The 25,654-nt window shown below is 72.3% G+C and carries 28 protein-coding genes and 2 pseudogenes; 14 read left to right on the top strand and 16 right to left on the bottom strand.

Annotation, left to right across the window (positions count from 1 at the left end):
* Positions 1-60: 60 nt before the first annotated feature.
* From CR470_RS05075 to CR470_RS05065, 3 genes are all read left to right on the top strand, one after another.
* Complete coding sequence (locus CR470_RS05075) at positions 61-777, top strand: response regulator transcription factor (protein ID WP_097866377.1); 717 nt, start codon at positions 61-63, stop codon at positions 775-777.
* A 167-nt stretch (positions 778-944) separates the two neighbouring features.
* On the top strand, positions 945-2,453 hold the full coding sequence (locus CR470_RS05070) for a sensor histidine kinase (protein ID WP_257138424.1): 1,509 nt from the start codon (positions 945-947) through the stop codon (positions 2,451-2,453).
* Positions 2,450-2,974, top strand: coding sequence for a GerMN domain-containing protein (locus CR470_RS05065; RefSeq protein ID WP_097866376.1), 525 nt, complete (start codon positions 2,450-2,452; stop codon positions 2,972-2,974). Before CR470_RS05070 ends, CR470_RS05065 begins: the two co-directional genes overlap by 4 nt.
* Before the next feature lie 82 nt (positions 2,975-3,056).
* Here CR470_RS05065 and CR470_RS05060 read toward each other — a convergent pair whose 3' ends face one another.
* Positions 3,057-3,656: a TetR/AcrR family transcriptional regulator gene (locus tag CR470_RS05060; protein ID WP_097866375.1), complete on the bottom strand. Its 600-nt coding sequence runs from the start codon at positions 3,654-3,656 to the stop codon at positions 3,057-3,059.
* Between the two features lie 157 nt (positions 3,657-3,813).
* On the opposite strand from CR470_RS05060, the gene CR470_RS05055 reads away from it, so the two are divergent.
* Positions 3,814-6,105, top strand: coding sequence for a glycoside hydrolase family 3 N-terminal domain-containing protein (locus tag CR470_RS05055; RefSeq protein ID WP_097866374.1), 2,292 nt, complete (start codon positions 3,814-3,816; stop codon positions 6,103-6,105).
* A gap of 79 nt (positions 6,106-6,184) precedes the next feature.
* Here the strand turns inward: CR470_RS05055 and CR470_RS05050 are convergent, their stop codons facing one another.
* Positions 6,185-7,048, bottom strand: coding sequence for a hypothetical protein (locus CR470_RS05050; protein ID WP_097866373.1), 864 nt, complete (start codon positions 7,046-7,048; stop codon positions 6,185-6,187).
* 426 nt (positions 7,049-7,474) lie between these two features.
* On the opposite strand from CR470_RS05050, the gene CR470_RS05045 reads away from it, so the two are divergent.
* Entirely contained in the window at positions 7,475-8,116 is a 642-nt protein-coding gene (locus CR470_RS05045) for a TetR/AcrR family transcriptional regulator (protein WP_097866372.1), read from the top strand.
* A 53-nt stretch (positions 8,117-8,169) separates the two neighbouring features.
* On the opposite strand, the gene CR470_RS05040 is transcribed toward CR470_RS05045, so the two are convergent.
* The gene (locus CR470_RS05040; RefSeq protein ID WP_097866371.1) at positions 8,170-8,934 is read right to left on the bottom strand and encodes a GDSL-type esterase/lipase family protein; all 765 of its coding nucleotides are present in this window, start codon (positions 8,932-8,934) and stop codon (positions 8,170-8,172) included.
* On the opposite strand from CR470_RS05040, the gene CR470_RS05035 reads away from it, so the two are divergent.
* Positions 8,933-9,973 (top strand): hypothetical protein, encoded by a 1,041-nt coding sequence (locus CR470_RS05035; protein WP_097866370.1) that lies wholly within the window; start codon positions 8,933-8,935, stop codon positions 9,971-9,973. The genes CR470_RS05040 and CR470_RS05035 overlap by 2 nt on opposite strands.
* Before the next feature lie 75 nt (positions 9,974-10,048).
* On the opposite strand, the gene CR470_RS05030 is transcribed toward CR470_RS05035, so the two are convergent.
* Together CR470_RS05030 and CR470_RS05025 are read right to left on the bottom strand one after the other, a co-directional pair.
* Positions 10,049-10,453: a PPOX class F420-dependent oxidoreductase gene (locus CR470_RS05030; protein WP_097866369.1), complete on the bottom strand. Its 405-nt coding sequence runs from the start codon at positions 10,451-10,453 to the stop codon at positions 10,049-10,051.
* A gap of 97 nt (positions 10,454-10,550) precedes the next feature.
* Positions 10,551-11,363, bottom strand: a complete 813-nt coding sequence (locus tag CR470_RS05025; RefSeq protein WP_097866368.1) for a TetR/AcrR family transcriptional regulator — start codon at positions 11,361-11,363, stop codon at positions 10,551-10,553.
* Between the two features lie 127 nt (positions 11,364-11,490).
* Here CR470_RS05025 and CR470_RS05020 point away from each other — a divergent pair, with 127 nt between their 5' ends.
* The 3 genes from CR470_RS05020 to CR470_RS05010 all read left to right on the top strand — a co-directional run bounded on the left by CR470_RS05020 (position 11,491) and on the right by CR470_RS05010 (position 13,970).
* Positions 11,491-12,546, top strand: coding sequence for an ATP-binding cassette domain-containing protein (locus CR470_RS05020; protein WP_097866367.1), 1,056 nt, complete (start codon positions 11,491-11,493; stop codon positions 12,544-12,546).
* A complete protein-coding gene (locus CR470_RS05015; protein WP_097866366.1) occupies positions 12,543-13,385 on the top strand; it encodes an ABC transporter permease in 843 nt (280 codons plus the stop codon). The genes CR470_RS05020 and CR470_RS05015 overlap by 4 nt, the downstream gene beginning before the upstream one ends.
* A 75-nt stretch (positions 13,386-13,460) precedes the next feature.
* Positions 13,461-13,970, top strand: coding sequence for a GNAT family N-acetyltransferase (locus tag CR470_RS05010; protein ID WP_097866365.1), 510 nt, complete (start codon positions 13,461-13,463; stop codon positions 13,968-13,970).
* Positions 13,971-13,976: 6 nt separating this feature from the next.
* Here the strand turns inward: CR470_RS05010 and CR470_RS05005 are convergent.
* The 3 genes and pseudogenes from CR470_RS05005 to CR470_RS04995 all read right to left on the bottom strand — a co-directional run.
* Positions 13,977-14,629: pseudogene (locus tag CR470_RS05005) on the bottom strand (methyltransferase domain-containing protein); the annotation flags it as partial.
* A gap of 177 nt (positions 14,630-14,806) precedes the next feature.
* Positions 14,807-15,640 carry an alpha/beta fold hydrolase gene (locus tag CR470_RS05000; RefSeq protein WP_097866364.1) on the bottom strand — a complete coding sequence of 278 codons (834 nt, stop codon included), beginning with the start codon at positions 15,638-15,640 and terminating at the stop codon, positions 14,807-14,809.
* Between the two features lie 400 nt (positions 15,641-16,040).
* Positions 16,041-16,505, bottom strand: a complete 465-nt coding sequence (locus CR470_RS04995; RefSeq protein WP_097866363.1) for a MarR family winged helix-turn-helix transcriptional regulator — start codon at positions 16,503-16,505, stop codon at positions 16,041-16,043.
* A gap of 231 nt (positions 16,506-16,736) precedes the next feature.
* On the opposite strand from CR470_RS04995, the gene CR470_RS04990 reads away from it, so the two are divergent.
* The 5 genes from CR470_RS04990 to CR470_RS04970 all read left to right on the top strand — a co-directional run bounded on the left by CR470_RS04990 (position 16,737) and on the right by CR470_RS04970 (position 19,364).
* The gene (locus CR470_RS04990) at positions 16,737-17,393 is read left to right on the top strand and encodes a hydrolase (protein WP_097866362.1); all 657 of its coding nucleotides are present in this window, start codon (positions 16,737-16,739) and stop codon (positions 17,391-17,393) included.
* A gap of 72 nt (positions 17,394-17,465) precedes the next feature.
* Entirely contained in the window at positions 17,466-17,774 is a 309-nt protein-coding gene (locus CR470_RS04985; RefSeq protein ID WP_097866361.1) for a GNAT family N-acetyltransferase, read from the top strand.
* A 31-nt stretch (positions 17,775-17,805) separates the two neighbouring features.
* A complete protein-coding gene (locus CR470_RS04980) occupies positions 17,806-18,060 on the top strand; it encodes a (4Fe-4S)-binding protein (protein WP_097866360.1) in 255 nt (84 codons plus the stop codon).
* 115 nt (positions 18,061-18,175) lie between these two features.
* A complete protein-coding gene (locus CR470_RS04975; protein WP_097866359.1) occupies positions 18,176-18,898 on the top strand; it encodes a class I SAM-dependent methyltransferase in 723 nt (240 codons plus the stop codon).
* A gap of 61 nt (positions 18,899-18,959) precedes the next feature.
* Positions 18,960-19,364 carry a DUF4259 domain-containing protein gene (locus CR470_RS04970; protein ID WP_097866358.1) on the top strand — a complete coding sequence of 135 codons (405 nt, stop codon included), beginning with the start codon at positions 18,960-18,962 and terminating at the stop codon, positions 19,362-19,364.
* Positions 19,365-19,375: 11 nt separating this feature from the next.
* Here the strand turns inward: CR470_RS04970 and CR470_RS04965 are convergent, their stop codons facing one another.
* From CR470_RS04965 to CR470_RS04930, 8 genes and pseudogenes are all read right to left on the bottom strand, one after another.
* Complete coding sequence (locus CR470_RS04965) at positions 19,376-19,987, bottom strand: Uma2 family endonuclease (RefSeq protein ID WP_097866357.1); 612 nt, start codon at positions 19,985-19,987, stop codon at positions 19,376-19,378.
* A gap of 160 nt (positions 19,988-20,147) precedes the next feature.
* Positions 20,148-21,266 carry a phosphoserine transaminase gene (gene serC / locus CR470_RS04960; protein ID WP_097866356.1) on the bottom strand — a complete coding sequence of 373 codons (1,119 nt, stop codon included), beginning with the start codon at positions 21,264-21,266 and terminating at the stop codon, positions 20,148-20,150.
* A gap of 96 nt (positions 21,267-21,362) precedes the next feature.
* Positions 21,363-22,592 carry a cytochrome P450 family protein gene (locus CR470_RS04955; protein ID WP_097866355.1) on the bottom strand — a complete coding sequence of 410 codons (1,230 nt, stop codon included), beginning with the start codon at positions 22,590-22,592 and terminating at the stop codon, positions 21,363-21,365.
* Entirely contained in the window at positions 22,589-23,851 is a 1,263-nt protein-coding gene (locus CR470_RS04950; protein ID WP_097866354.1) for a cytochrome P450, read from the bottom strand. Before CR470_RS04950 ends, CR470_RS04955 begins: the two co-directional genes overlap by 4 nt.
* Positions 23,848-24,492, bottom strand: coding sequence for a GTP-binding protein (locus tag CR470_RS04945; protein WP_097866353.1), 645 nt, complete (start codon positions 24,490-24,492; stop codon positions 23,848-23,850). The genes CR470_RS04950 and CR470_RS04945 overlap by 4 nt, the downstream gene beginning before the upstream one ends.
* Positions 24,473-24,844 (bottom strand): DUF742 domain-containing protein, encoded by a 372-nt coding sequence (locus CR470_RS04940; protein ID WP_073740608.1) that lies wholly within the window; start codon positions 24,842-24,844, stop codon positions 24,473-24,475. The genes CR470_RS04945 and CR470_RS04940 overlap by 20 nt, the downstream gene beginning before the upstream one ends.
* Positions 24,841-25,260: a roadblock/LC7 domain-containing protein gene (locus CR470_RS04935; protein ID WP_006126641.1), complete on the bottom strand. Its 420-nt coding sequence runs from the start codon at positions 25,258-25,260 to the stop codon at positions 24,841-24,843. The genes CR470_RS04940 and CR470_RS04935 overlap by 4 nt, the downstream gene beginning before the upstream one ends.
* A pseudogene (locus CR470_RS04930) lies at positions 25,257-25,654 on the bottom strand (ATP-binding protein); the annotation flags it as partial. The pseudogene CR470_RS04930 and the gene CR470_RS04935, both read right to left, overlap by 4 nt.

The following is a 25,654-nucleotide window of genomic DNA, read 5'->3' as shown; positions in this document are numbered from 1 at the left end:
TGCGCGTCCGCCCTCGGGGGAGGAGGCGGGGACGGACCCGGCGCGCGCATAATCGGCCTCATGCCGCATGTGCTGCTCATCGAGGACGACGCGTCCGTACGGGACGGAATGGAGCTCGTGCTGCGCCGGCACGGGTACGGCGTGGAGACGGCCGCCACCGGTGAGCAGGCCCTCGCGCTGCTGGCCGGGGAGCGGGGCGCGCGGGTCGAACTGGCCGTGCTGGACCTGATGCTGCCCGGCATGGACGGCTTCGAGGTGTGCCGCCGCATCCGGGCCCGTACGGCGACGCTCCCGGTCATCATGCTGACCGCGCGCGGCGACGACCGGGACATCGTGACCGGGCTGGAGGCGGGGGCCGACGACTACGTGGTCAAGCCGGTCACCGCGCCCGTCCTGGAGGCCCGCATCCGGGCCGCCCTGCGCCGCGCGGAACCGTATCCCCGTCAGGGGCCCGACGCGCAGGCCCTCGACGCCGACCGCACCGATCACGCCGGTCTGGTGATCGACCGGGCCGGGCTGACCGTGACCAAGCACGGGGCGGCCGTCCCCCTTCCGCCCACCGAACTGCGGGTTCTGCTGGAGCTGTCGGCCTCGCCCGGCCGGGTCCTCACCCGGGAGCAGCTCCTGGCCTCGGTGTGGGACCACACCTTCCTGGGCGACTCCCGGCTGGTGGACGCGGCGGTGGGCCGGCTGCGGGCCAAGATCGAGGACGTGCCGGCCAGGCCCCGGTACGTACAGACCGTGCGGGGCTTCGGCTACCGCTTCGGGCCGCTGTGAGCCGGCCCGCGCTCCGGTCCGAACCTCGATCCGCCTCCCGATCCGCCTCCCGGTCCGCCTCCCGGGCCACCCCGCGGCCCGTCCTCCGGCGGCAGACCGGGCGCTCCTTCCGGCAGCTGCTCGGGCGCGGCTCGCGGCGGCTCGTCGGCGGGCTGCGGGTCAGGCTCGTGGTCACCTTCGTCCTCGTCGCCCTCGTCAGCGCGGTGACCGCGACCGCCCTCGCCTACCGGGACGCCCGCACCGCCGTCCTCCAGCGCACCCAGAACACCGCCGTGAACGACCTCCGGGAGCGGGTCGCCGCCGTCGCCGCCGGGCTCGATCTGCCGCCGGACCAGCAGTCGTTGTCCCGGTTCGCGGCGAAGGTCTCCGAGGGCCTGGGCGCGCGCATCGTGGTCGTCCGCCACCAGGACCTGTCGGCGGTCTCGGACGCGTACGCCGACACGGAGGGCCGGATCACCGCCGAGTTGCGGGCCGCCGTCCGGTCCGGGGAGGGGGCCCGGTTCCAGCGGGTCCAGTGGCGGGGCGATCCGTACCTGGTCGTCGGCACACCCGTGACGTACGCCGACGGGGACCGGCGCACCTCGGGCCTGGAGGTCTTCGTGATCACCGACCTGCGGGCCGAGCGCGACGACACGGCCGCCCTGCTGGACTCCGTACGGACGGGAACCGTGCCCGTGGTGGTGCTGGCAGCGCTGCTGGCGCTGCTGGCCGCCGGGACGGTCCTGCGGCCGGTACGGAAGCTGGGGCGGGCCACCCGTGAACTCGCCGCCGGGGACCTCGGAAGCCGGGTCGCGGTGCGCGGTCACGACGAACTGGCCGAACTGGCGCGGACGTTCAACGAGACCGCCGACGCGCTCCAGGCGTCCGACGCGGAGTTGCGGGCGCAGGAGGCGAAGGCGCGACGGTTCGTGGCGGACGTGTCGCACGAACTGCGCACGCCTCTCGCGGCGATGACGATGGTGGCGACGGTCCTGGAGGAGGACGCCGACCAGCTGCCGCCGGACGCCGCCCACGCGGCCCGTACGGTCGGCGCGGAGACGGCCCGGCTGTCCCGGCTGGTCGAGGACCTGATGGAGATCTCCCGCTTCGACGCCGGGGCGGCCCGGCTCAACGCGTCCGTGACGGACCTCGCCGACACCGTACGGGCGTCGCTGGCGCTGCGCGGGTGGACGGACCGGGTGACCCTCGAACTCCGCGAGGACGTACGGGCCGTGGTCGACCGGCGGCGCGTCGACGTCATCGTGGCGAACCTGGTGGGCAACGCGCTGCGGCACGGGGCGCCGCCGGTCACGGTCACCCTGGCCGCGTCCGGCGGTGACCGGGTGACGCTGGAGGTCGCCGACCACGGCCCCGGGCTGCCGCCGGAGGCCCGGGAGCGGGTCTTCGACCGGTTCTACAAGGCGGACGCGGCGCGCACGCGGAGCACGGCCGGGGACGGCGGCCGGGGCCGCGGCCTCACGGAGGGCGGCGGCCTCACGGAGGGCGAAGGCTTCGGGCAGGGCGAAGGCTTGGGGCAGGGCGGCTTCGGGCAGGGCAGCGGCCTCGGTATGGCCATCGCGCTGGAGAACGCCCGGCTGCACGGCGGCACCATCGAGGTGGCCCAACGCCCGGAGGGCGGCGCGGTGTTCACGCTGCGACTGCCCCTGCGGCACCTGGAGGAGGAGGGGGACGGGTGAGGCGCTGGCGGGGAGGGGGACGGAGGGGGCACTGGCGGGGGGTCGTCCTCACGGTGCTGGGGGTCGCGCTCGTCGGGTGCGGGGTCCAGCCGACCGGGGTGATAGAGGCGGGCGAGCCCGCGTCCGGGCTGACGCGCGGGATGCGGCTGTACTTCGCGTCCGACGCCGGGCTGCGGGCCGTGCCCCTGCTCGACCGGGAGGTCGGCAGCCTCGACGCGGTGATGAAGCTGCTCGCCGAGGGGCCGACGGCCGCCGAGCGGCGCGAGGGGCTGACCACGCTGCTCCACGCCCCCGGCGGCTACACCGTGACCGGGGACGGAACCCGCGTCACGGTGGAGCTGGAGGACCCGTACTGGGCGGAGGCGCGGGACCAGGTGACGGGACAACTGGTCTGCACGCTCGCCAGCTTCCAGTCCGTGCGTGAGGCGGAGGCCCGGGCGGACGACGTGGAGGTGACGATCCGCCCGGGGGAGGGGCCGGTGCTGGGGCCGTTGCGGTGCGCGGAGTTCCTCGACGGCTGAGGGGTGTGCCGGGAACCGTACGGGCACCTGCGCCAGGCCGCGGGCGCGGCGGGCCGCATCGGCAGCGGGCGTGCCGCGACCGTCAGAACCGCACGGTCACCTGCGCCTGGACGTGGGCCCGCAGTACCTCCGCCATGTCCGTCGCGCAGTCGCTGATCAGCCACTGGATCTGCAGGCCGTCCATCAGTGCGATGAGCTGCTGCGCCGCGGCCGACGGATCGACGTCGTCCCGGAGTTCGCCCGCCTCCCGGGTCTGGCGGTAGGCCAGTTCGGTGTTGGCGACCGAGGTGCGGTAGCGGGCCTCGAAGTACGCGTGCGCCGGATGGTCGGGGGACGTGGCCTCCGCCGCGACCACCGAGAACAGCTCGACGATCCCGCGCCGCTTCGCGTTCAGCTCGGCGAGGTCGATCAGCCGGCGCAGATGGTCGACGCCCCGGGTCAGGCCCAGGGCCAGCCACGCGTCGTCCACGTCGTCCCGATGCTGGAGCACGGCGAGGAGCAGGGCCTCCTTCGTCGGGAAGTGGTGGAGAAGGCCCGGGTGGGAGATGCCGCAGCGGGTGGCGATCACCCGGAGCGACGCGCCCCGGTAGCCGGCCTCGCCGAACAGGGCCATCGCCTGGTCGAGGATCTCGGTCCGCTTGGCCCGGCCCTTGGCGTAGCCGCGCCGCGCCCCGGAAGTCACGCGCCATCACCCGCTGTCATCGGAATCGGACACCTCTCTCGCACCGCCGCTCCGGCCCAGATTCTCACAGGACCGGATCCCGGAGCCGCCAATACTTACCAAGCGGTCGGGATTGAGCGTACGGTACTGCGGAGTGCCGTACGCGAAAGGAACTCCTGTGGGCCTCAAGCCGCCGTACCTCGACCCCGCGCTGCCCGTCGCGGAGCGGGTCACCGATCTCCTGGGGCGCATGACGCTGCCCGAGAAGGTCGGCCAGATGCTCCAGCTCAACGCCAAGGAGGGGGTGCGGCACCTCGTCGAGGACCTGCACGCGGGCTCGATCCTGCACGCCTCGCCGGAGCGGGTGCGCGAGGCCGCCGCGCTCACCGCGAGGACCCGGCTGCGCATCCCGCTGCTCGTCGCGGAGGACTGCATCCACGGGCACTCCTTCTGGGAGGGGGCCACGATCTACCCGACGCAGCTGGGGATGGCCGCCACCTGGGACCCGGAGCTGGTGGAGCGGATCGCGCGGGCGACGGCGGTCGAGGTCGCGGCGACCGGGGTGCACTGGACGTTCTCGCCGGTGCTCTGCATCACCCGGGACCTGCGGTGGGGCCGGGTGAGCGAGACCTTCGGCGAGGACCCGTTCCTGATCGGCGAGCTGGCCTCCGCGATGGTGCGCGGCTACCAGGGCGACGGCCTCGACGACCCGACCGCGATCCTGGCCTGCGCCAAGCACTTCGCCGGGTACTCCGAGACCCAGGGCGGCCGGGACGCCAGCGAGGCGGACATCTCGCGGCGCAAGCTGCGCTCCTGGTTCCTGCCGCCGTTCGAGCGGGTCGCCAAGGAGGGCTGCCGCACGTTCATGCTCGGCTACCAGTCGATGGACGGCGTGCCGATCACCGTGAACGACTGGCTGCTCAACGAGGTGCTGCGCGGCGAGTGGGGATACACCGGGACCCTGGTCACCGACTGGGACAACGTCGGCCGCATGGTGTGGGAGCAGAAGGTCTACGCCGACTACGCGCAGGCGTCGGCGGCGGCGGTCCGCGCGGGCAACGACATGGTGATGACCACGGCGAACTTCTTCGCGGGAGCCCAGGAGGCCGTGGCGCAGGGCGCGTTGACGGAGTCCGAGATCGACGCCGCCGTACGCCGCGTCCTGACGCTCAAGTTCGAGCTGGGCCTCTTCGAGAACCCGCGCCACCCCGACGCGGCCCGGCAGGCCGAGGTCATCGGCAGCGGGGCGCACGCCGTGCTGAACCTGGAGGCGGCCCGCCGCTCACTCGTGCTGCTGACCAACGACGGCACGCTGCCGTTCGCGGGGGGACTGGAGGCGGACGAGGAGGGCCGAGGCAGGCCCCTCGCCTCCGGCATCCCCCGTGCGGTGGCGGTCATCGGCCCCAACGCGGACGACGCGCAGACCCAGTTGGGCGACTGGGCGGGCTCCTCGGGCCAGGCCGACTGGCTGCCGGAGGGCCAGCCGCGCGCCATGATCCGTACCGTCCTCGACGGCTTCCGCGACCACGTGCCCGCCGGCTGGACGGTCACGTACGCGCCCGGAGCCCGGATCCTCGACGTGGGCCCCGACCCGGAGGGCGCCTTCTTCCCGGACGGGCAGCCCCGCCCGGAGGTCGTCGTCCCGGCGGCCCCCGACGCCTCGCTGATCGCGGACGCCGTCGCCGCCGCCGAGGCCGCCGACCATGTGGTCGCCGTCGTCGGCGACCGGATCGAGCTGATCGGCGAGGGCAAGTCCACCGCCACGCTCGAACTCGTCGGCGACCAGGTGGCGTTGCTGGACGCTCTGGCGGCGACGGGCAAGCCGCTGGTCGTCGTGGTCGTCAGCTCGAAGCCGTTGGTGCTGCCGCCGTCCGCGCTCGGCGCGGCGGCGATCGTGTACGCGGCCAACCCGGGGATGCTCGGCGGCCGGGCGGTCGCGGAGCTGCTGCTCGGCCTGATCGAGCCGACCGGCCGGCTGCCGCTGTCCTTCGCCCGGCACGCGGGCCAGCAGCCGACGTACTACAACCAGGTGCGCGGCCAGCACGGTTCGCGCTACGCGGACCTCACCCAGCGCCCGGCGTTCGCGTTCGGCGAGGGGCTGAGCTACACGACGGTCGACTACACGGACCTGGAGGTGCTGACGTCGGTGGTCGACGCGTCGGAGACCGTACGGGCCCGGGTCACGGTGACCAACACGGGGACGCGGCCCGCGCTGGAGACGGCGCAGGTGTACGTGAGCGACACGGTGACCTCGGTGACCTGGGCGGAGAAGGAGCTGAAGGCCTACCGCCAGGTGGCGCTGGCCCCCGGGGAGTCGCACGAGATCCTCTTCGAACTCCCGGCGGCCGACTGCACCCTCGTGGACGCGGAGGGCCGCCGCGTCGTGGAGCCGGGCCGCTTCGAGCTGCTGGTGGGCCCGTCGTCCCGCGACGAGGCGCTGCTGCGGGGGGAGTTCACGGTCAAGGGGTGAGCCCGGGACCGTGTCCGGCCGCGCGCCGAGGGGGTCGGCCGGGGGGCTTCGGGCTCCCCGTCGGCCCCTGGCCCGCCCGTCACGAACCGCCGGGGGCCCTCGTCAGCTCGTACAGGTCCCCGGAGTCCGGGTCGCCGATGTACTGGTAGAGGACGGGTCTGCTCTCCGTGCCGCCGACGTTCCAGTAGTCGAACGTGCACGAGTCGACGCTCACGTCCACCTCCTGCGACCACGTGCTCCCGCCGGGTTCGTACGTCCAGGTGCCCTGCCCCGTACACACGTCGCGTTCTCCGTCGCCGTCATGGTCGACGTCGATCTCTGCTGCGGTGACCCGCCCGTCCGCCGTGAAGGTGAGCGTTCCGTCGCGCCCGTCGGACCAGCGTCCGACGATGTCCGCCGGGGCGATCGCGGGAGGGCGGTACTCCGGAATCAGCCCCGTCGCCAGACCGACGCCGCCGAGGACGGCCGTGAGGACCACGGCGACCAGGCCCCACAGCGTCACCGGCCCGAAGATCCGCTCCCGGCGCGACCGCCAGAGCAGGGCCGGGACGGTGAGCCCGGCCGTCGTCAGCAGCCAGGCCACCGCGATGCCGACGGGCCCCGCACCGCCGGACAGGGCGACGACGAGCACGAGGGAGACGGCCGCCGCCACCGCCGGAACCCACCACCACGCCTCGCGCCCGCCGAACCGGCGTCCCAGCACGCCGCCCAGCCAGGCTGTCGGGGAGACGAGGACCACGGACAGCGCGCCCGCGACCGCGAGCCCGAACACGGCGAGCACGGGCAGGAGCAGGACGAACAACGCCGAACCGCCGCCGCCGGCGTTCGGCGACTCCTGCGTGAAGCCGTACACGACGGCCACGATGAGGGCGATGACCGCTTCGATGTGCAGGGTCAGGATCGAGAGGAGCAGTGACAGCCCGTAGAGCCGCTTCTTCTTCACCGTTCAGTCCCCCCTCGCGCACGGTGATGTACGCGGCACGCCCTCAGCGGGGCGGCAGCTACGGCCATCGTGTCAGAGCCGTTTGAACGCGTTCAAGGCAGGGTTCGCGGTGCTTGCGGTGGTGCCTGGGGTGGCGCCTCGAGCGGTGCTCCGGCGCCGTACGGGCGACATACGGGCGATGCGCGGGCGATGCACCGGCGTGCTCTCGTGGGCGAGTCCGGTGAGTCCGGGTGAGTCCCGGCGAGTGCGGGGTGAAGTTTGGGGCGCACCCGGGGCGCGTAAAGAAGAAGCGTTTCCGCGTGCGGGTATTCCCCCGTATGGGTGTGGCGAGGCCGTCCGGACGGTGGTCGGGCGAGCACAATGGGGCGGCGGTTCGTGCAGAGGCGCGCAGGCCCCTCTCCCGCACCTTGCGCTCAAGGAGGACCGGTGGCGGAGAGCTGGACGGTTCAGCGGACCGGGCCCGGGGATGCCGCGCGCACGCAGGCGCGGGAACAACTTCTCGAAGCGGCCCGAGAGTTGTACGGCATCAACGGGTACCGGGCCACCGCCGAGCACGATGTGTGCGCGGCGGCAGGCGTGCCGGTGGAGGTGCTGCGTCAGGAGTACGGCTCCCGGGAGGGACTGCTCATCGCCCTCCACAACCGGGTCACGACGACCGGACTGCGGGCGGCGGAGAGCGCCCTGCAGGCCGACGGCATCGAGAAGCGCTCGATCGCGGAGCGGGTCAGGCTGCTCTTCGACGCGTACGTGGAGGCCGTCACCAGCGACCCGCGCGAGGCCAGGGTGACGTTCGTCGAGGTGCTGGGTGTGAGCGCCGTGGTGGACGAGCACTGCAAGCTCTGGCGGGCCCTCTGGACGGAGTTCCTGACGGGGGAGGCCGAACGGGCGGTGGAGCGCGGCGAGGCGGAGGACCGGGACCACCGGGTCGACGTGATGGTGATGGTCGGCACGGTCCACGAGCTGATGGCCCACCACACCCGCCGCAGCCGCCGGGCCCGCCCGGAGGAGGTCTCGGGAGAACTGACGGAGCTGGCGCTGTCGATGCTGGGGTCGCGGCGCAGCGGGTGAAGGGGCTGCGGGGCGAGGGGGCTGTGGGGTGAGGAGCCTGCCCTGCCCGGGTGTCAGGCCGCCTGCGCCGGCGCGTGGCGCACGGCGTACGGTCCGCCCAGCTCCCACGCCTGGTGCATCGCGTCGGCGAAGGCGGCGGCGAGTTTGTGCTCGCCCGTCGGGCCGGGGTGGGTGCCGTCGTAGGTGTCCGTGCGGATGTCGTACGCCGTGGGGTGCGAGGCCAGCAGGAGTGGTGATGACGGTTCGTCGAGGTCGGCCACGGCCTTGGCGAGGAGTTCGTTGAAGCGGGCGCAGGAGGCGGCGAAGGGGGCGTCCGTCAAGGCCCGGACGTTCGGTATCACCGGGAGCAGCACCATGCGCAGACGCGGGTTGGCCGTGCGGGCCGCCGTGACGAACGCGCGGGCGTTGGCCGCCGTCTGCTCGGCGTCCGTGTAGAACCCGAGGTCTATCAGGCCGAGCGAGACCAGCAGGACGTCCGCCTCCGTCTCGCGCACCGCGTCCGCGATCACCGGGGCCATGTGCAGCCAGCCCTCGCCCCAGCCGGACAGGTGCCGGCGGGCGGCGGGCGGGAAGGACGGATCGGCGTACGCGTGGGAGACCGGGGCGTCCGCCTCGATGTCGTACAGCGTCGTGCGCGGGCCGACGATCTCGTACGGGAGGCCGGGGCACGCCTCCAGGTGCTGCCACATCCGGTAGCGCCAGGTGAAGTCGCCGGTGGCGCCGATGGTCATGGAATCGCCGACCGGGAGAAAACGCATGGCGTCATCATGGCCGATCACGGCTCCGGCCTGCGACGTGACGATGGACACTTGGGCCATGCGCTCGTATCCGACCGGCCCGGCGGGCCGCGCCGCCGCCACCCTCGCCGCCGCTCTCGCCGTCACCGTTCCGCTGCTCGCCGGGGCCGGTCCGGCCGTGGCCGACGACGGACGGCCCGACCGTGACTTCACGATCGAGGACCCCCGTATCACCGAGTCCAGCGGCCTCGCCGCCAGCCGCGCGCACCCCGGCGTCTACTGGACGCACAACGACAGCGACGACGGCCCCTACGTCTACGCCGTCGACTCCCGCACCGGGAAGACCCTCGCGACCATCACGATGCGGGGCGTCGGGGCGCCGAGGGACGTCGAGGGCATCTCGATCGGGCCGGACGGCGACCTCTACGTCGGTGACATCGGCGACAACCTCGACGGCACCTGGGACCACGTCTGGATCTACCGCTTCCCCGAGCCGAAGACCCTGCGCGACGCCACCGTCACGGCCGTCCAGTACGACGTGACGTACGCCGACGGGGCCCGCAACGCCGAGGCGCTGATGGTCCACCCGAAGACCGGCCGCGTCTACATCGCCTCCAAGAACGAGGACGGCGGCGGCCTCTACGAAGGCCCCGCGAAGCTGACCGCCGGCTCCACGAACGTGTTCCGGCGGGTGGACGAGGTGCCGTGGGTCACCGACGGGGCCTTCTCGCCCGACGGGACCCGGCTGGTGCTGCGCTCGTACTTCAGCGCCCGCGAGTACGCCTTCGAGAAGGGCCGCCTCGGGGAGGACCGGTCGGTCGGGGCCCCGTTCCAGCGGCAGGCGGAGTCGGTGACGTACACGGCGGACGGCTCGGCCCTGATGTTCGGCTCGGAAGGGGCGAGCAGCGGGGTCGTCCGGGTGGAGGTGAAGGGCGGGCAGGGAAGCGGTTCCGGTTCCGGTTCCGATTCCGGCGAGGGGTCCGGGGCCCCGTCGAAGGGCGGTGGCCAGGGGAGCGCCGGCGACGCGGGTGAGGGCGGCAGCGGCAACGCGGCCCTCGGGGTCGCCGTCCTCGCCGGGGCCGTGGTCCTCTGGTTCGCGCTGAAGCGGCGGCGCGGATAGCGAGCAGGCGGGCACGCGGACAGGCGAGCAGGCGGATAGGCGGGCGGCGGTCCCGGGCGGGCGGCGCGCTCGCGCTCAGGTGTCGTCGTCCGTCACCGGCCACACCTCGTAGTGCAGCGTCCGGTCCCGCTTCAGCCGGTGGGCCAGCGGGACGAGCACGCCCTGCACGACCGGGTACTTCCGCGACAGCATCCGCGCCGCGTGCGTGTTCTCCTTCGTACCCGCCCGCAGCAGCCGCGCGTGCGCCTTGATCTGCGGTCCCGTCGGCCTGCCCCGGACCGTGCAGGGGGCGAGTTCCACCTGCGGGTGGTTGCGCATCCGCTCGACCTTCCAGGCGGAGGAGAACGTGCGGATGAACGCGTGATCGCCCTCGACGACGATGTTGACCGGGGTGCCGACGGAGGTTCCGTTCTGGCGGCGGGTGCTCAGCAGGACGGCGTACTGCTTGACGAAAGGAGCGAGTTCCGGGCTGGCGTCCATATATCCATTGGGGCACGGGCCGGGGACGCTGTCATGTCCGGGACGCTGTCCGGCCCGTCGGTCAGCCCGCCGTCCGGTCTGCCGCCCGGTCCGCCGGCTACTCCGCAGCCCGCTCCGCCGTCCGCTCCGCGACCAGGGCCTCGAACCCGGCGACCAGCCGTCGCAGCCCGAACTCGAAGTGGTCGAAGTCGGCGCTGAAGGTGTCCTCCGACATGCCCGCCATCATCGGGTACGCGCCGCTGAGCATGGCCCGCTCCAGGTAGGGGCGCTGGCTGTCCCAGAACTCCTCGTCGCTCAGCCCGGTCTGCGCCACCGCCTCGGCCGCGTCCCCCTGGGTGCGGGCGAGGCCCTCCACGAAGCTGTTGACGGTGATGATCACGCCGATCAGTTCGGGGTCGCGCAGCCCCATGGACCGCAGGGCCGTGAGGGAGAGCTCCAGACCGCGCAGGGCGCTGGGGCCGAGCACCGTACGGGCCTGGTTGATCTTCAGCAGCCAGGGGTGGCGGCGCAGGTTGTCCCGGTAGGACCGGGCCATGGTGCCGACCGCCGCCCGCCAGTCGTCGGGTCCGTCGTGGGCGCCGGCGGGGCGGTCGGGTTCGGTGGACAACGGCTCGCCCAGCACCCGGTCGAGCATCAGGTCCAGGAGTTCGGCCTTGCCGGGGACGTACCGGTAGAGCGACATCGTGCCCGTGCCGAGCTCGGTGGAGAGGCGGCGCATGGAGACGGCGGCCAGCCCTTCCGCGTCCGCGACGGCGACCGCGGCGGTGACGATCCGGTCCAGGGTGAGGCCCGGTTTGGGGCCGCGGCTGGGGCGCTCCCCGGTGCCCCACAGGAGCTCCAGGCTGCGCGCGATGTCGCCGCTCCCGGTGGCCGTGCCGTCCGTCGCCGCTGTCGATCCGTCTTTCGCCATGGGGCCAGCGTAGTGCTCCGGAACAGGGCTGGGTACACCGTACCCGTTTAGGAGTACACCGTACCCAGTGTGGGGTACGGTGTACTCAGTCAGCGTCCGGTCAGTCGGAGAATCAGGGGGTTGTGCCATGGCCATGCTTAAAAGCGGGCCCGCGTCCGGGTACGCGGTGCTCGCCGAGGGGGTCGTGAAGCGCTACCGGGGGCGGGGGAAGGGAGCGACGGAGAAGCGGGCGCTCGACGGATTCGACCTCGCCGTCCGCCCCGGCACCGTCCACGGCCTGCTCGGCCCGAACGGGGCCGGCAAGACCACCGCCGTGCGGGTCCTCGCCACGCTCCTGCGGTACGACGCGGGCCGGGCGGAGGTCGCCGGGCTCGACGTGGCGCGCGCACCCCGCCGCGTACGGAGCCGGATCGGGCTCACCGGCCAGTACGCGGCCGTCGACGAAGGTCTCACCGGGCGGCAGAACCTGGAGATGTTCGGGCGGCTCTTCCACCTCGGCAACCGCCGGGCCCGGCAGCGCGCCGGGGAGCTGCTGGACCGGTTCGACCTGACCGAGGCCGCCGACAAGGGCGCCAAGGAGTACAGCGGCGGCATGCGACGACGTCTCGACCTGGCCTCCTCGATGATCCTCTCGCCCGACGTGCTCTTCCTGGACGAGCCGACGACCGGGCTCGACCCGCGTGGCCGGGGCGAGGTCTGGGGCGCGGTCCGGGCGCTGGTGGCGGGCGGTACGACGGTGCTGCTGACCACGCAGTATCTGGACGAGGCGGACAAGCTCGCCTCGCACATCACGGTCATCGACCGGGGGCGGGCCATCGCCGACGACACCCCGGACGCGCTGAAGAACCGGGTCGGCGGCGACCGGATCGAGGTGGTGGCCGCCGACGCCGGAGACCTCGCCGCGGTCGCGAGGGCCGTCGACCGGGTGGCCGGGGGCGGGCTCGTCGTCACCGACGCCCCCGCCCGCCGGGTACACGCCCAGGTCGCCGACCGGGTGGCCGCGCTGACCGAGGTGGCCCGGAGCCTCCAGGACGACGGGATCGCGGTGGAGGACATCGGGTTGCGCCGGCCGAGCCTGGACGACGTGTTCCTGCGCCTGACGGGACACAGCGCGGCTGGCGACGCCGCGAACGACGACACCACCACCGAGAGCCACGACGCACGAGAGGTGGCGGCGGCATGACCACACTCGAAAGGAACCCCGCAGCGGCTACGGGCCCGGACCGCGAACACGGTCTCGCCTACTGGGCGGTTTCCGACTGCTGGAACATCACCCGCCGCATCCTCACCCACTACCAGCGCCACCCCTCCGCCGTCGTCTGGCAGCTCGGCTTTCCGATCCTCTCCGTCCTGCTGTACGGATACGTCTTCGGCAGTGCGATGAAGGTGCCCGGGGGCGGGGACTACCGGGAGTTCCTGATGCCCGGCATGTTCGCGATGACCATGGCCATGGGTTTCATGAACACCGCCGTGGCCGTCGTCACCGATGCCGCCAAGGGGGTCGTCGACCGCTTCCGGTCCATGCCGATGGCTCCCTCCGCCTTCGCCTCCGGACGCGGGGCGGCCGACCTGGTGGTGGCCGCCGCCGAACTGACGATCCTGGCCGCCACCGCGCTGCTGATCGGCTGGCGCGCGGACGGCGGGGCTCCGGCCGCCCTCGGCGCCTTCGGACTGCTCCTGCTGCTGCGGTTCAGTCTGATCTGGGTGGGCGTCTGGCTCGGCATGCTGGTGCCCACCCCGGAGGCGGCGGGCGGTCTGTACGCGGTCGCCTTCCCCATCACGATGATCTCCAGCACGTTCGTGGCCCCGTCCCTGATGCCGGGCTGGCTGGGCACGATCGCGGCCTGGAACCCGATCTCCTCGACCGCGACGGCCACCCGCGAACTGTTCGGCAATCCGGTGGCGGGCGGCGGCACGTGGGTGGAGGAGCACGCCCTGCTGATGGCCGTGGTGTGGCCGCTCGCGATCACGCTGGTGTTCCTGCCGCTGGCGGTGCGCCGCTTCCAGCGCCTGAGCCGGTGAGCGTCCGCACGCGTTGACCGTGAGCTGCGGAAATCAAGGTGCCGGGGGTGGTGGCCCGGCATAGGGTCGGGCACCGTGCCGACGACCATCACGCCCCCGCCGTTCACCACCGCCCGCCTCGACGCGCTCTCCCTCGATCCGGCGTACGCGGAGGAGATGGCGGCCGTCCTCGCGGACCCGGCGCTGTACGTGTTCACCGGCGGCGGCCCGCCGGACCCGGCCGCGCTGCGGTCCCGGTACGAGCGGCAGTGCGCCGGTTCGCCGGATCCCGGGGAGCTGTGGTGGAACTGGGCGCTCAGGGTCCGGGAGGAAGGAAGCCTCGCCGGGTACGTTCAGGCGACGGTGCGGGGGCCCCGGGCGGAGATCGCCTGGGCCCTCGGGACGCCGTGGCAGGGCCGGGGGTACGCGAGCGAGGCCGCGATGGGCCTCGCGGCCCACCTGGCCCAGGCCGCGGACGTCCGTACGCTCGTCGCGCACATCCACCCCGACCACGCCGCGTCCGAGGCGGTGGCCGCGGCGGCGGGGCTCCGGCCGACGGGGGAGTGGGAGGACGGCGAGAGGCGGTGGGCAGGCACCCGGCCCTGACGCGGGTCACGCCCTGGCCGGCCGGACGACCTGGTCCGGGTCGCGGAGCCATACCTGCTGGCCCCGGCCGGTCACGGTGAGCCCGAATCGCTCGGCGTGACCGGGTCTCCCTTCCGACTCGTACTCCCACCAGGCCTGCTCGATCTCCTCCCACAGGAACCCGGGCCCGTACTGCCACACTTCCTCGCCCGTGGCGGCCGTCGCAGCGCCTCCGTCCTCGCGGGTCACCCACACCTGGACTTCGGTGGCGGTGTTCTTGTGGATGAGCCGCACACCGGGCAACCGCGCCCCGGCATACAAGGCGAACCCGAGATCGAGGAGCCGGGCGGGATCGAGACCTGCGGCACGGGCCCGCCCTTCCCCCGTACTTCGTGGAGGTCGGGCACGCGGTGGGCTCGCATCGGCATGTACGTGGCCCCGCCGCAGAACGGTCCCACCGCCGTGCCGTCATCCTGGACACGGAGCTGGACCAGAGCACCGGTCCAGAACTCCCGGGCCAGCGGAGCCACGACGACACCACCGGGCCGAACCTGCCGGAGCAGCCCGTACGGGACGTACCGCAACGCACACGTGGCGATCAGCCGGTCCACCAGCCCCAGGCCGGGCCACGGCTGCTCACCGTCCCCGACCCGCAGGTGCGGCCGGTAAGACGAGGTCGCGCTTCGGTCCGGCACCAGGCCGCTGCCTGCGGTTGCCGCCGCGCCGCTCGTGCAGTGCGGACTCACAGCGCGCGGTCCATGGCCCGGCCAGCTCCTCGATCAAACCGCCGAGATGTGCACGGGAGATGCCGGTGAGGGCAGGCTGGGACAAGGCCGCACGGGCCCATTCCTTCGTCATCACACATGAGGAACCCGTGCGGCTCTCTCCACGTTAGGGGCCGCCTGGGCGCTGTACTGCTGGTCGCGGTCCGCGAGCGCTGCCGCGGTGGCGCGGGCGAAGCCTTCCGGGTTGTCCAGCATGATGTTGTGCCCGCAGTCCGGGACCGAGACCACGGCCACCCCCGCTTCGATGAGCGCACCGGTGCCCGGGAGCGGGCCGTCGGCCTCGGGCAGCAGGTAGGTACGGGGGATCTGCAGGTCCAGCAGATGCTCGCGCATGGTGGGAGCGGTGCCGCGGGTGAGGTGGACCGCGCTGCGATGCAGGGCTTCCCGGCCTGCCAGGCGCATCGTGGACCACCAGTGGGAACCAGCCCGGTCTCGGATCGTTTCCCAGCCGCTCGCCAGGAACTCCTCCTCGGAGTACGCGGCGATGCCGCTGCTGCCCGCGGAGCCGGGTGCGGGCGGGATCGGGTCAAGGTTGGCGTCGATCAGGACCAGGCGGGATACCAGCTGGGGGTGCCGGGCGGCCAGGACGATGGCCACCGAGCCGCCCATGCTGTGCGCGATCAACTCGGCGCCCGTGACACCCGCACTGGTCAGAGCTGCAGCGAGGGCATCGGCGTGGGATTCCAGGGTGTAGTCGAAGTCCGCCGGCCGGTCGCTGATGCCGTGTCCGAGCAAGTCGATCAGCAGCGAACGACGTCCGGCGAGCAGAGGATGAACCGCAACCTCCGCAAAGTAGGCCGGCGACGTGGCGCCCAGACCATGGACGTAGACGCGGGACGGCTCCTGTCCCGGCAGCTCAACCCAGCGGATCTGGCCGCCCTCGGGCGTCACGGCGGCGTTGCGCACAGCCTGCTTCCCTTCTCTCCAGATCGACGGAGAGACGAGAGTAGCCACCGGGCCTCGGTGCACCACCACCGCCCCCAGCATGGACGTTGGGCGGGCACCAGAAGCCTCGGGCCTCGATCAAGGCCCCCCAGCGTATTTTGTTCACAACGTCGTAAGTGGGAATCCAGGATGCGTCGGATGGCATGCGACCGAGGGCAGACTGCGCGGAATTGCCGTTTCTGATCGAGGCAGAGCAGTTGCGCGCAACGGGCGGTAGGTGAGCACTCGATGAGCGTCCAGAGGGGCTCGCGTACGTCGCGGTCCAGGTCGCTCGCCCCACCCTGCCGAGATCGCCGACGTCAAGGCCCACATGGCCAACCTCCGCGACCTGCTCAAACCCGTCTGACCTCGCCTCGACACGTCAGTCGGGCTGCTTCTCCATGTGCGCGACGACACGGTTCGCGATGCGGGAGAGGGCTTCCAGCTCCTCCTGGGTGAGGGCGTCGATGAACAGTCGGCGGACGTGCTCGACGTGCAGGGGCGCGGCGTCCTCGATCGCCTTCCGGCCGGCCGGGGTGGCGACGATGAACGCTCCGCGCCCGTCGTCGGGGCAGTCTTCCTTGGCCACCAGTCCGCGCTTCGCCATCCGTCCCACCTGATGGGACATGCGGCTCTTCTCCCACTCCACCAGTTTGGTGAGGTCCATGAAGCGCATCCGTCCGCCGGCCTCGGTGAGTTTGGCCAGCACGATGTAGTCGGAGGCGGACATGCGGGAGTCGGCCTGTACCTGGCGTGTGAGCCGTCCGATGAGCTTCTCCTGCATGCGGATGAAGCTGTCCCAGGCGGCCTGCTGCTGCGGGTCCAGCCAGTGTGGCGGTGCGTCCATGGGAGGAGCGTAGCGAGGGCGTCGGCGGCTCATCCATCTCCCGGACGGAGCCACTTCCCGCAGCGGGCGAGCGGGACCCCGCGCGAGGCGGCAAACCGGCCCCCACGGCAACTAGTTGACGCGTCAAGCACTGGTGTCTAGTGTGGATGACACGTCAACTAAATGACGTCGGGGCGCCACTCATCGACCCGTCAGCAGCACGCACACGTGAAGCTTCAGAAGGGGAATCCCATGAGCACGCAGAACAAGGCCGGACTCGACGCGCTGCTGACGCCGGAGGAGAGCGTCCTCGTACTGATCGACCACCAGCCGTTCCAGTTCGCCAATCTGAACAGCCATGAGCCGACGATGATCGTCAACAACGTCGTCGGGCTCGCCAAGGCCGCCAAGGTCTACGACGTGCCGACCATCCTGACGACCGTTCTGGAGGAGCGCGGCGGCCTGCTCATCCAGGGCATCCAGGACGTGTTCCCGGAGCAGAAGCCGATCGACCGGACCTACATCAACACCTGGCAGGACGAGCGCGTCGTCGACGCCGTCAAGGCGACCGGGCGCAAGAAGCTGATCCTGGCCGGGCTCTGGACGGAGATCTGCCTGGCGATGCCGGCCATCCAGGCGGCGGGTGAGGGGTTCGAGGTCTACGCCGTCACCGACGCGTCGGGCGGCGTGTCGGCGGAGGCCCACGACATGGCCGTGCGGCGCGTGGTCCAGGCGGGCGTCGTGCCGATCACGTGGCTGGCGGTGATGGGCGAGTGGCAGCGCGACTGGGCCCGCGAGGAGACCATCCCGGGGGCCGCCGAGGTCCAGGCCCAGCACGGGGGCGCCACGGGGGTGGCCTTCGCCTGGGAGACGCAGCTCCTCGCCGGGCGCGCCCGGAGCGATGTCTGACACCGGGGCGGGTCTGAGGACGCGTACCGTCCTGACCGGGACGGTACGGACGAAAGAGCGGACAGAGGACACATGACAGTCGAAGTGAAGGACGTTCCCGAAGCCAAGCGGTACGAGGCCCGGGTCGATGGAGAGGCCGAGATCGCGGGCGTCGCGGACTACCTCCGTACGGAGGAACTCATCGCGTTCCTCCACACCGAGGTCCCGCCCGCGTACGAGGGCAGGGGGGTCGGGTCGGCACTCGCCCGCACCGCCCTGGACGAGGCGCGTGCCGCCAAGCTGCGTGTGCTGCCCACGTGCCCGTTCTTCGCGGGATGGATCGCCCGGCATCCCGAGTACCAGGACCTGCTGTACCAGTCGCGCAGCAAGGTCAACGACTGAACCGGCCGGGCAGGGCCGCGAGGGAGGGGATATGAGCGACGGAACGGAGAAGAGGTCCTACGAGGGACGGTCGATCACCGTGACCTTCGAGGCCGGGCGCTGCCTGCACGCAGCCGTGTGCGTCCGTGGTCTGCCGGAGGTCTTCGACACCGGCCGGCGCCCGTGGATCCGGCCCGACGGCGCCGATGCCGAGCGCCTGGCCGAAGTGGTGGAGCGCTGCCCCTCGGGCGCGCTGCAGTACGAACGGGTGGACGGCGGGGATAGGTCCCAGGCCTCTCCCGCGTAGCGGACTGCGGGGTGGGGGAGAGGCCCCGGGTTTCTCCCCCACCCCCCCCGCCGCGGTGCTCAATCCGGTCCGGTCCGGCCCCGGTCTGGGCGGGGCGCCGCCTAGGGTGGTGGCCATGACCGCTCCTGACCCGTCGCCCGACTTCCTGCACACCACCCGGACCTCGTACGACACCATGGCCCCCGCCTACGTCGAGTTCGCCCGCGGCGAGTTGGCCGCCAAGCCCCTGGAACGTGCGCTGTTGAGCACGTTCGCGGAACTCGCGGCGGCGGGCGGCGGCGGCCTCCCGGTGGCGGATGTCGGCTGTGGCACCGGCCGGGTGACCGAGTATCTGCATGGACTCGGCCTGGGACTCGATGTCTTCGGGATCGACCTCGCCCCGCGGATGATCGCCGTGGCGCGCAAGGAGCACCCGGACCTGCGCTTCGAGGAGGGGTCCATGCTCGGCCTCGGGCTGCCGGACGCCTCGCTGGGCGGCCTCCTCGCCTGGTACTCCACCATCCACGTCCCGGACGAGGAACTGCCGTGCGCCTTCGCGGAGTTCCACCGCGTACTGGCCCCGGGGGCCCACGTGCAGCTGGGCTTCCAGGTCGGGGACGAGTCGCAGCGGTACACGGAGGCGTGGGGCATGGACATCTCGCTCGACTTCCACCGGCGGCAGCCGGAGAGGATCGCCGCGCTGCTGCGGGAGGCGGGCCTGGAGGTCCGGTCCGTGGTGTGGCGGGAGCGGGAGGAGGACGGGCCGTTCCCGGAGCGGACGCCGCAGGGGTTCGTGCTGGCGCGCAGGCCGCTTGTCAGTGGCGGCTGTGAGGATGCGGACACCGGCACAACGGGCTGACCGGCACAACGGGGAGCGCCGCACAACGGGGAGCCCCGCACAGCGGATTGAGGGGGACGCCATGGGCGCCTGGGACATCGGCCACTTCGACAACGACACCGCCGCCGACTTCGGCGGCCGGGTCGACGACGCGGAGCCGGGGAAGAAGGCGGACGTGCTCCGTGATGTCCTGGCCGCCGTGGCGGACACCGGGCCGGCGGACTATGCGGACGGCGGGGAGGAGGCGGTGGCAGCCGCCGCGCTGATCGCCGCGCAGTGCCCCGGGGGTGAGCCCGTCGCCACCGTGTACGGCCCGAAGGAGTCTCTGCCGCCACTCCCCGCCGACCTGCGCCCGCTGGCCGTCCGCGCCCTGGACCGTCTCACCGCGAAGGACGCCGGGCCGCTGGACCTGTGGGCGGACGCCGGCGCGGAGCAGGAGTGGCTCGCGGGGATAGCAGCGCTGCGGGCGGTGCTGGCGGGGGAGTAGGACCCGCGTAGTCAGCGTTTCGGGCGGCCCGCCCGCACCAGCTCGTCGACGTTCAGGGAGACCTCGGCGCCGATCGAGGCCGGGAGCGGGGCCTGCTGGCCGGGGGCGTAGACCTCGTGGCGGTCGTAGCCGCCGGGGAGGGGTTCGGTCAGGACGTGGACCCGGCCGTGCTTGCGGTCGACGATCACGTACACCGGGATCTTGGCCTGGGCGTAGGCGATGACCTTGTTGCGGAGGTCGTTCTGGTAGTTCCCGGAGGTGACCTCCAGGACCAGGCGGAAGCAGGCGGGGTCGTAGCTGTTGTTCTCGCGCGGGTGCTCGTCGAAGTCGGCGTCGACGATCGCCAGATCGGGGATCGCGAAGTCCTGGGGACCGCCGGGCAGCCAGAGGCCGATGCCTTGGAGGACTTCGCTCTCGCCGTCGTCGAGACCTGCGGAGATGAAGGGGCGCATGAGCTTGGTGAGCGCACGTGCGTGCGGGCCGTCCGCAGGAGCGGCCACGGTGATGACGCCTCCGATGATCTCGACGCGATGCCCCGGAAGCTGCTCGGCGAGACGGTTGGCCGTTTCCAGCAGCGTTTCCGGCTCATCGTCACAGGGGTGCTCGACTGCTGCTGCAGACATTGCGGGCCTCCTGGAATGGGCTGGTGTCGAGAGCATCATCGTAGGACGGGACAGCCGAAGATCGCGTTTCTGGCATATGCCACCCGGCCGAGTGAAGCAGAAACGGCCCGGCACACCACGCGGGTGCCGGGCCGTCTCCGTACGGTCGAGAACCGGGGAGTTACAGCTTCTCGATCACATGGTCGACGCACGCCGTCAGCGCCTGCACGTCCGCCGGGTCGATCGCCGGGAACATCGCCACGCGCAGCTGGTTGCGGCCCAGCTTGCGGTACGGCTCGGTGTCCACGATGCCGTTGGCGCGCAGCACCTTGGCGACCGCCGCCGCGTCGATCTCGTCCGCGAAGTCGATCGTGCCGATGACCTGCGAGCGCTTCGCCGGGTCCGTGACGAACGGGGTGGCGTACTTGGACGCGTCGGCCCAGCTGTAGAGGTGGCCCGACGAAGCCGCCGTGCGGCCCGTCGTGAAGTCCAGGCCGCCCTGGGTGTTCATCCACTTCAGCTGCTCGTTCAGCAGGAAGAGCGTGGAGAGCGCCGGGGTGTTGTACGTCTGGTTCTTGAGGGAGTTGTCGATCGCCGTCGGCAGCGAGAAGAACTCCGGGATGTGCCGGCCCGAGGCGTGGATCCGGGCGGCGCGCTCCAGGGCGGCCGGGGAGAACACGGCGATCCACAGGCCGCCGTCGGAGGCGAAGGACTTCTGCGGGGCGAAGTAGTAGACGTCGGACTCGGTGATGTCGACCGGCAGGCCGCCCGCACCGGAGGTGGCGTCCACCAGGACGAGGGCGCCCTCGTCGGCGCCCGCGACGCGCTGGACCGGGGCCGCGACACCCGTGGAGGTCTCGTTGTGGGTGAAGGCGTAGACGTCGACGCCCGCCTCGGCCTTCGGGTCCGGGTGGGTGCCCGGGTCGGAGGCGATGACGGTGGGGTCGGACAGCCAGGGCGCGAGCTTCGCGGCCTTGGCGAACTTGGACGAGAACTCGCCGAAGCTCAGGTGCTGGGACTTCGACTCGATCAGACCGTGCGTCGCGACGTCCCAGAAGGCGGTGGAGCCGCCGTTGCCGAGGACGACCTCGTACCCCTCGGGGAGGGAGAAGAGGCTGCGCACGCCGTCCCGTACCTCGCCGACCAGGTTCTTGACCGGGGCCTGGCGGTGGGACGTGCCGAGGAGAGAGGTGCCGGTGGCGGCCAGCGCGTCGAGCGCCTCCGTCCGCACCTTGGAAGGACCGGCGCCGAAGCGTCCGTCGGCGGGCTTGATGTCAGCGGGAATCTGGATGTCGGCCACGGGACGGAGCGTAGTCCCTCGGTGGCACGGCTCAGCAACCGTGTCCGTCGGATGAGACGCGCGCTCCGGCCCGTGGACGTCACCCACGACGGGCGATCAGGACGTGTGGCCGAACGGGCAGCCCAGTTCCACCGGCAGCTCGTGCAGGTCGTTCTGCGTCACGATCGGCTTGTTGCGCAGCTCGGTGGCCGGGACCGCCAGCTCCAGCTCCGGGAACCGCTCGTAGAGGGCGGGGAGCGCGATGCCCGCCTCCAGGCGGGAGAGTGCCGCACCCGGGCAGACGTGCGGGCCGTGGCCGAAGGCGATGTGGCGGTTCGGGGTGCGGGTGGCGTCGAACTCGCCGGCCGTCGGGCCGTACTGCTCCTCGTCCCGGCCCAGCGCGCCGAACGAGACGATCAGGCCCTCGCCCTTCGGGAGGATCCTGTCGCCGACCTCGATGTCCTCCGTCGCGAAGCGGATCAGGACGTGCGAGGTCGGGGTGTTCCAGCGCAGCGTCTCCTCGATCACGCCGTCCCACCCGATCTCCCCGTTCAGCACCTTCTCGCGCTGCTCGGGGTGGGTCTGGAGCGCCTCGACGGCGTTGACGATCAGGCTGATCGTGGTCTCGTGTCCGGCGGCGATGATCAGCTGCAGCGTGTTGACGATCTCCTCGTCGGTGAGGTGGTCACCGTTCTCGGAGGCCGCGATCAGGGCGCTGGTCAGGTCGTCGCCCGGGTTCGCCCGCTTGGAGTCGACGATCTTCGTGAAGAGGGCCCCGAGGTCCGCCATCATCTGCGGGACCTCCTCCGGCGGCGTCTGCGTCGAGAAGAACTTCTCGAACAGCTCCTTCAGCCGGGGGTGGTCCGCCGCGTCCACGCCCATCAGCTCGCTGATCACGTTCATGGGGAGCGGGTAGGCGAACTCGGCCTTCAGGTCGACCGGCTGTCCGGCCGGGAGGGCCGCCAGCTTCTCCAGGCTCGCGTTCGTCAGCGCCTCGATCCCGGCGCGCAGCCGCTCCACCCTCTTGACCGTGAGCGCCTGCGCCACCAGCGTACGGAGACGGCGGTGGTCCGCCCCGTCGACCGTCAGCATCGAGCGGCCCGGGTTGGCCAGGCCGATCAGCGGCCAGTCCATCGGTATCTCGCCGCGCTGCCAGGCGTTCCAGACGTTGATGTCCTTGACCACGCGGCTGTCGGTGAGCAGCGCGCGGGCCTCCGCGTGGCGGGTGACCGCGTACACGTGTACACCGCCGGGCAGCTCCACCTCGGCCAGCGGGCCGGCGGCCCGCAGCGCGGCGCTCTCGCCGTCGAGGTCGGTGACGAACGGGTCGAGCGCGATGCGGGTCATGCGGGGCCTCCGAAGCTTCCGGGTCTGCCGAGGGCGGGCGTGGGTGTGAAGAGCACCGGCAGGTCCGTCAGTCCGCGCAGCCACGGCGACGGGCGGCGGCTGAGCTGCTCGGCGGGGACGGCGAGGTCCACGTCAGGCAGCCGGTCGAGCAGGACCTCGATGCCGGTACGGGCGATGACCTCGGCGGTCTCCTGGGCAGGGAACGGGCAGCGGTGCTCGCCGTGGCCGAAGGAGAGGAAGGCGTTGTTGCCGCCGGTCAGCGTCGAGCCGTCGGTGCGCACCTGCGGGTCGCCGTTGGCGGCGGCGAGGCCGAGGAGCAGCAGGTCGCCGGCGCGGATGTGGCGGCCGCCGAGGTGGGTGTCGCGGGCGGCCCAGCGGCCGGCCACGTTCTGGGTGGGGGTGTCCTCCCAGAGGACCTCGTTCATGGCCTCGGCGACGCTGTGCCGGCCGCCCGAGAGCGAGGCGGCGAACCGGTCGTCGGTGAGCATCAGGCGCAGCGAGTTGCCCATCCAGTCGGCGGTCGGCTGGTGACCGGCCGCCATCATCACCATGAGGTCCTGGGCGACCTCCTCGTCGGTGAAGCCGCCGGGGTCGGCGAGCATCCGGCTGGCGACGTCGTCGCCGGGCCCGGCGTGCTTGTCGGCCAGCAGCTGGAACATCGCGGTGCCCAGGTGCTGCTGTCCGGCGAGCGCCCGCTCACGGCCGTCGATCATGTCGTTGATCGAGTCGGCCAGCGGGTGGGCGATCTCGTCGGAGAAGCCGTAGATCCTGGCCAGCACGAGAGCGGGCAGGAGCTTGGCGTACTCCGCGATGATGTCGACCGAGCCCTTGGTGCAGAACCGGTCGATCAGCTCGTCGGCGAACTCCTCCGCGTACCGCTTCAGGGAGAACGGGTCGACGCCCTCCAGCGCGTTGCTGATCATCATGGCGCGGACGCTGTGGCGCTCGCCGACCGTGTAGAGGATCGAGGGCTGCTTGCGCCCGATCATCGGCAGCAGCGGCCAGTCGTCGGGGATGCGGTCCCACTGGTTCCACAGGTCGGAGTCCCGGCTGAAGAGGGCCGGGTCGCCGGTGACCTGGTGCAGTTCGCGGTAGCCGAGGACGAGCCAGGCCGGCACGTCGCCGTCGAGGACGACCGGGGCGATCGCCCCGTGGTCGCGCCGCATGTCCCGGTAGAGCTGCACGGGGTCGCTCTGGAAGCGGGGCCCGGACAGGGGGACGGACCCGTGGGTGACGGGGCAGCCGGAGACAGAGGTCACGGGGCGGGCTCCGGGGTCGGGCCGGCCGCCGCCAGGGCCGCCTCGGGGGCGCGGAGGCGGGCGGCGGAGAGCGCGGCGAGGTGTTCGACGAGCGTGATGAGCACGTACTTGCTGGACGAGCGGTCGCGGGCGTCGCACTCCACCAGCGGCACGTCCTCCGAGAGGTCCAGGGCCTCGCGGATCTGCTGCTCGCTGTGGAGCGGGCCGCCGAAGTCGTTGCACGCCACGATGAACGGTGTGCCGTGGTGCTCCAGGCGGTCGATGGCGTACCAGGAGTCGGCGAGCCGCCGCGTGTCGACGAGGACGACCGCGCCGAGCGTGCCGGAGAACAGCCGGTCCCACAGGAACCAGAACCGCTCCTGGCCGGGCGCGCCGAAGAGGTACAGCACGGAGCGTTCGTCGAGCGTGATGCGGCCGAAGTCGAACGCCACGGTGGTGGACGTCTTGGCGTGGATGCCGTCGAGGTGGTCGACGGCCTCGCCCGCGCGGGTCATGGTCTCCTCCGTGTTGAGCGGACGGATCTCGCTCACGGATCGGACCATGGTGGTCTTGCCGACCCCGAAGCCGCCGACGACAACGATCTTGAGTCCGTTGTCGGCCGTCGCGCTCAGGGCGGCGCGGTCAGAGGTTGCGGAGTCCAACGAGCACCTGTTCCAGGATGTCGGGGTCGGGGAGCCGGTCCGCGACACGGGCTGTACGGGGATGGCGGGCGCTGATCCGGCCGGTGTCGAGCAGGTCGCACAGCATGATGCGGACGATGCTGACGGGCAGGTTCAGGGTCGCGGCGATCTCGACGACGGCGGTGGGGCCCTGGCACATCCGCAGGATCGCGACGTGCTCGGACTGCATCCCGGGGGCCGGGTCGCACTCGGCGACGACGAGCGTCACCAGGTCGAAAGCGGCGGAGTCGGAACGGCTGCGGCCCCCGGTGAGGGTGTACAGCCGGTCCGGATCGTCGTCGCGGCCCGGTCGGGGGCGGGGTGCCGTCGTCATACGGCCGGGACCTCGGCGGGTTCGCGCGGCGGCGCGACGAGGTGTTCGCCGAGCTGTTCGACGAGCTCGCTCATGTTGTGGCCGACGAGACCCACGTCGGAGTCCTCGTCGGCGACGACGGCCAGGTGGGCCCCGGCCCCCGCCTCGACGATGAACAGCACGCCGCCGTAGAACTCGGCCATCGCGGACCGGACGCCGCCGGTGCCGTCGCCGAACTCGATGGACGCGCCGTGCGAGAGGCTCTGGATCCCGGCGGAGATCGCGGCCAGCTGGTCGGCCTGGTCGACGGAGAGCTCGGGGGTGCGGCACAGCTTGAGGCCGTCGCGGGAGAGGACGAGGGCGTGGCGGGTACCGGGGGTGCGGTCGAGCAGCCCCTCCAGCAGCCAGTTGAGCTTCTCGTCGGTGGTCGCGGTCATCGGGTGTTGCCTTCCGGGTGCGTGGAGTTGGCCCGTACCGCCTTGCTGAAGGTACTGAAGCGCGCTGCCTGGACCTTCGGGTCGGTGGTGCGGGCCCGGGGGGTGTCGGCTCCGCCGGGGGTGGCGTTGCCGGTACGGGCTTCGGCGGCGGCCAGTGTGCGGCCGCGGCGGCGCTTGGGCAGGCCGCTCTCGCCGAACGCGGGCACGGCGCCGGTGGACTCGGACTCCGAATCCACCGAAGAGCCCGAGGACGCCGAGGACTCCGTCTCCACCGCCGGGGTCCCGGGCGTGGAGGCGTCGTCGGGGAGGGACCGGGCCGCGGGGGCGGCGCCGGCGGGGTCCGTTCCGGCGGCCGAGGCGTGCGAGGGCTCCGGCTCGGCGGGGGCGGTGAGGG

Source organism: Streptomyces sp. rh34 (assembly GCF_002551245.1).
In the GTDB taxonomy this organism is placed as follows: Bacteria; Actinomycetota; Actinomycetes; order Streptomycetales; family Streptomycetaceae; genus Streptomyces.
The sequence above is the reverse complement of the archived record's forward strand: the minus strand, read 5'-3'. Positions and strand labels throughout refer to the sequence as shown.

What these genes read in the sequence shown, in the direction of transcription:
- CR470_RS05035 (WP_097866370.1), top strand. Translation starts at nt 8,933, where the DNA reads ATGCGCTCGTATCCGACCGGCCCGGCGGGCCGCGCCGCCGCCACCCTC.
- CR470_RS04975 (WP_097866359.1), top strand. Translation starts at nt 18,176, where the DNA reads ATGACCGCTCCTGACCCGTCGCCCGACTTCCTGCACACCACCCGGACC.
- CR470_RS05025 (WP_097866368.1), bottom strand. Translation starts at nt 11,363, where the DNA reads ATGGCGAAAGACGGATCGACAGCGGCGACGGACGGCACGGCCACCGGG.
- CR470_RS05020 (WP_097866367.1), top strand. Translation starts at nt 11,491, where the DNA reads ATGGCCATGCTTAAAAGCGGGCCCGCGTCCGGGTACGCGGTGCTCGCC.
- CR470_RS04990 (WP_097866362.1), top strand. Translation starts at nt 16,737, where the DNA reads ATGAGCACGCAGAACAAGGCCGGACTCGACGCGCTGCTGACGCCGGAG.
- CR470_RS04955 (WP_097866355.1), bottom strand. Translation starts at nt 22,592, where the DNA reads ATGACCCGCATCGCGCTCGACCCGTTCGTCACCGACCTCGACGGCGAG.
- CR470_RS04970 (WP_097866358.1), top strand. Translation starts at nt 18,960, where the DNA reads ATGGGCGCCTGGGACATCGGCCACTTCGACAACGACACCGCCGCCGAC.
- CR470_RS04985 (WP_097866361.1), top strand. Translation starts at nt 17,466, where the DNA reads ATGACAGTCGAAGTGAAGGACGTTCCCGAAGCCAAGCGGTACGAGGCC.
- CR470_RS04965 (WP_097866357.1), bottom strand. Translation starts at nt 19,987, where the DNA reads ATGTCTGCAGCAGCAGTCGAGCACCCCTGTGACGATGAGCCGGAAACG.
- CR470_RS04935 (WP_006126641.1), bottom strand. Translation starts at nt 25,260, where the DNA reads ATGACCGCGACCACCGACGAGAAGCTCAACTGGCTGCTGGAGGGGCTG.
- CR470_RS04940 (WP_073740608.1), bottom strand. Translation starts at nt 24,844, where the DNA reads ATGACGACGGCACCCCGCCCCCGACCGGGCCGCGACGACGATCCGGAC.
- CR470_RS05015 (WP_097866366.1), top strand. Translation starts at nt 12,543, where the DNA reads ATGACCACACTCGAAAGGAACCCCGCAGCGGCTACGGGCCCGGACCGC.
- CR470_RS04980 (WP_097866360.1), top strand. Translation starts at nt 17,806, where the DNA reads ATGAGCGACGGAACGGAGAAGAGGTCCTACGAGGGACGGTCGATCACC.
- CR470_RS05040 (WP_097866371.1), bottom strand. Translation starts at nt 8,934, where the DNA reads ATGGCCCAAGTGTCCATCGTCACGTCGCAGGCCGGAGCCGTGATCGGC.
- CR470_RS04995 (WP_097866363.1), bottom strand. Translation starts at nt 16,505, where the DNA reads ATGGACGCACCGCCACACTGGCTGGACCCGCAGCAGCAGGCCGCCTGG.
- CR470_RS05030 (WP_097866369.1), bottom strand. Translation starts at nt 10,453, where the DNA reads ATGGACGCCAGCCCGGAACTCGCTCCTTTCGTCAAGCAGTACGCCGTC.
- CR470_RS05075 (WP_097866377.1), top strand. Translation starts at nt 61, where the DNA reads ATGCCGCATGTGCTGCTCATCGAGGACGACGCGTCCGTACGGGACGGA.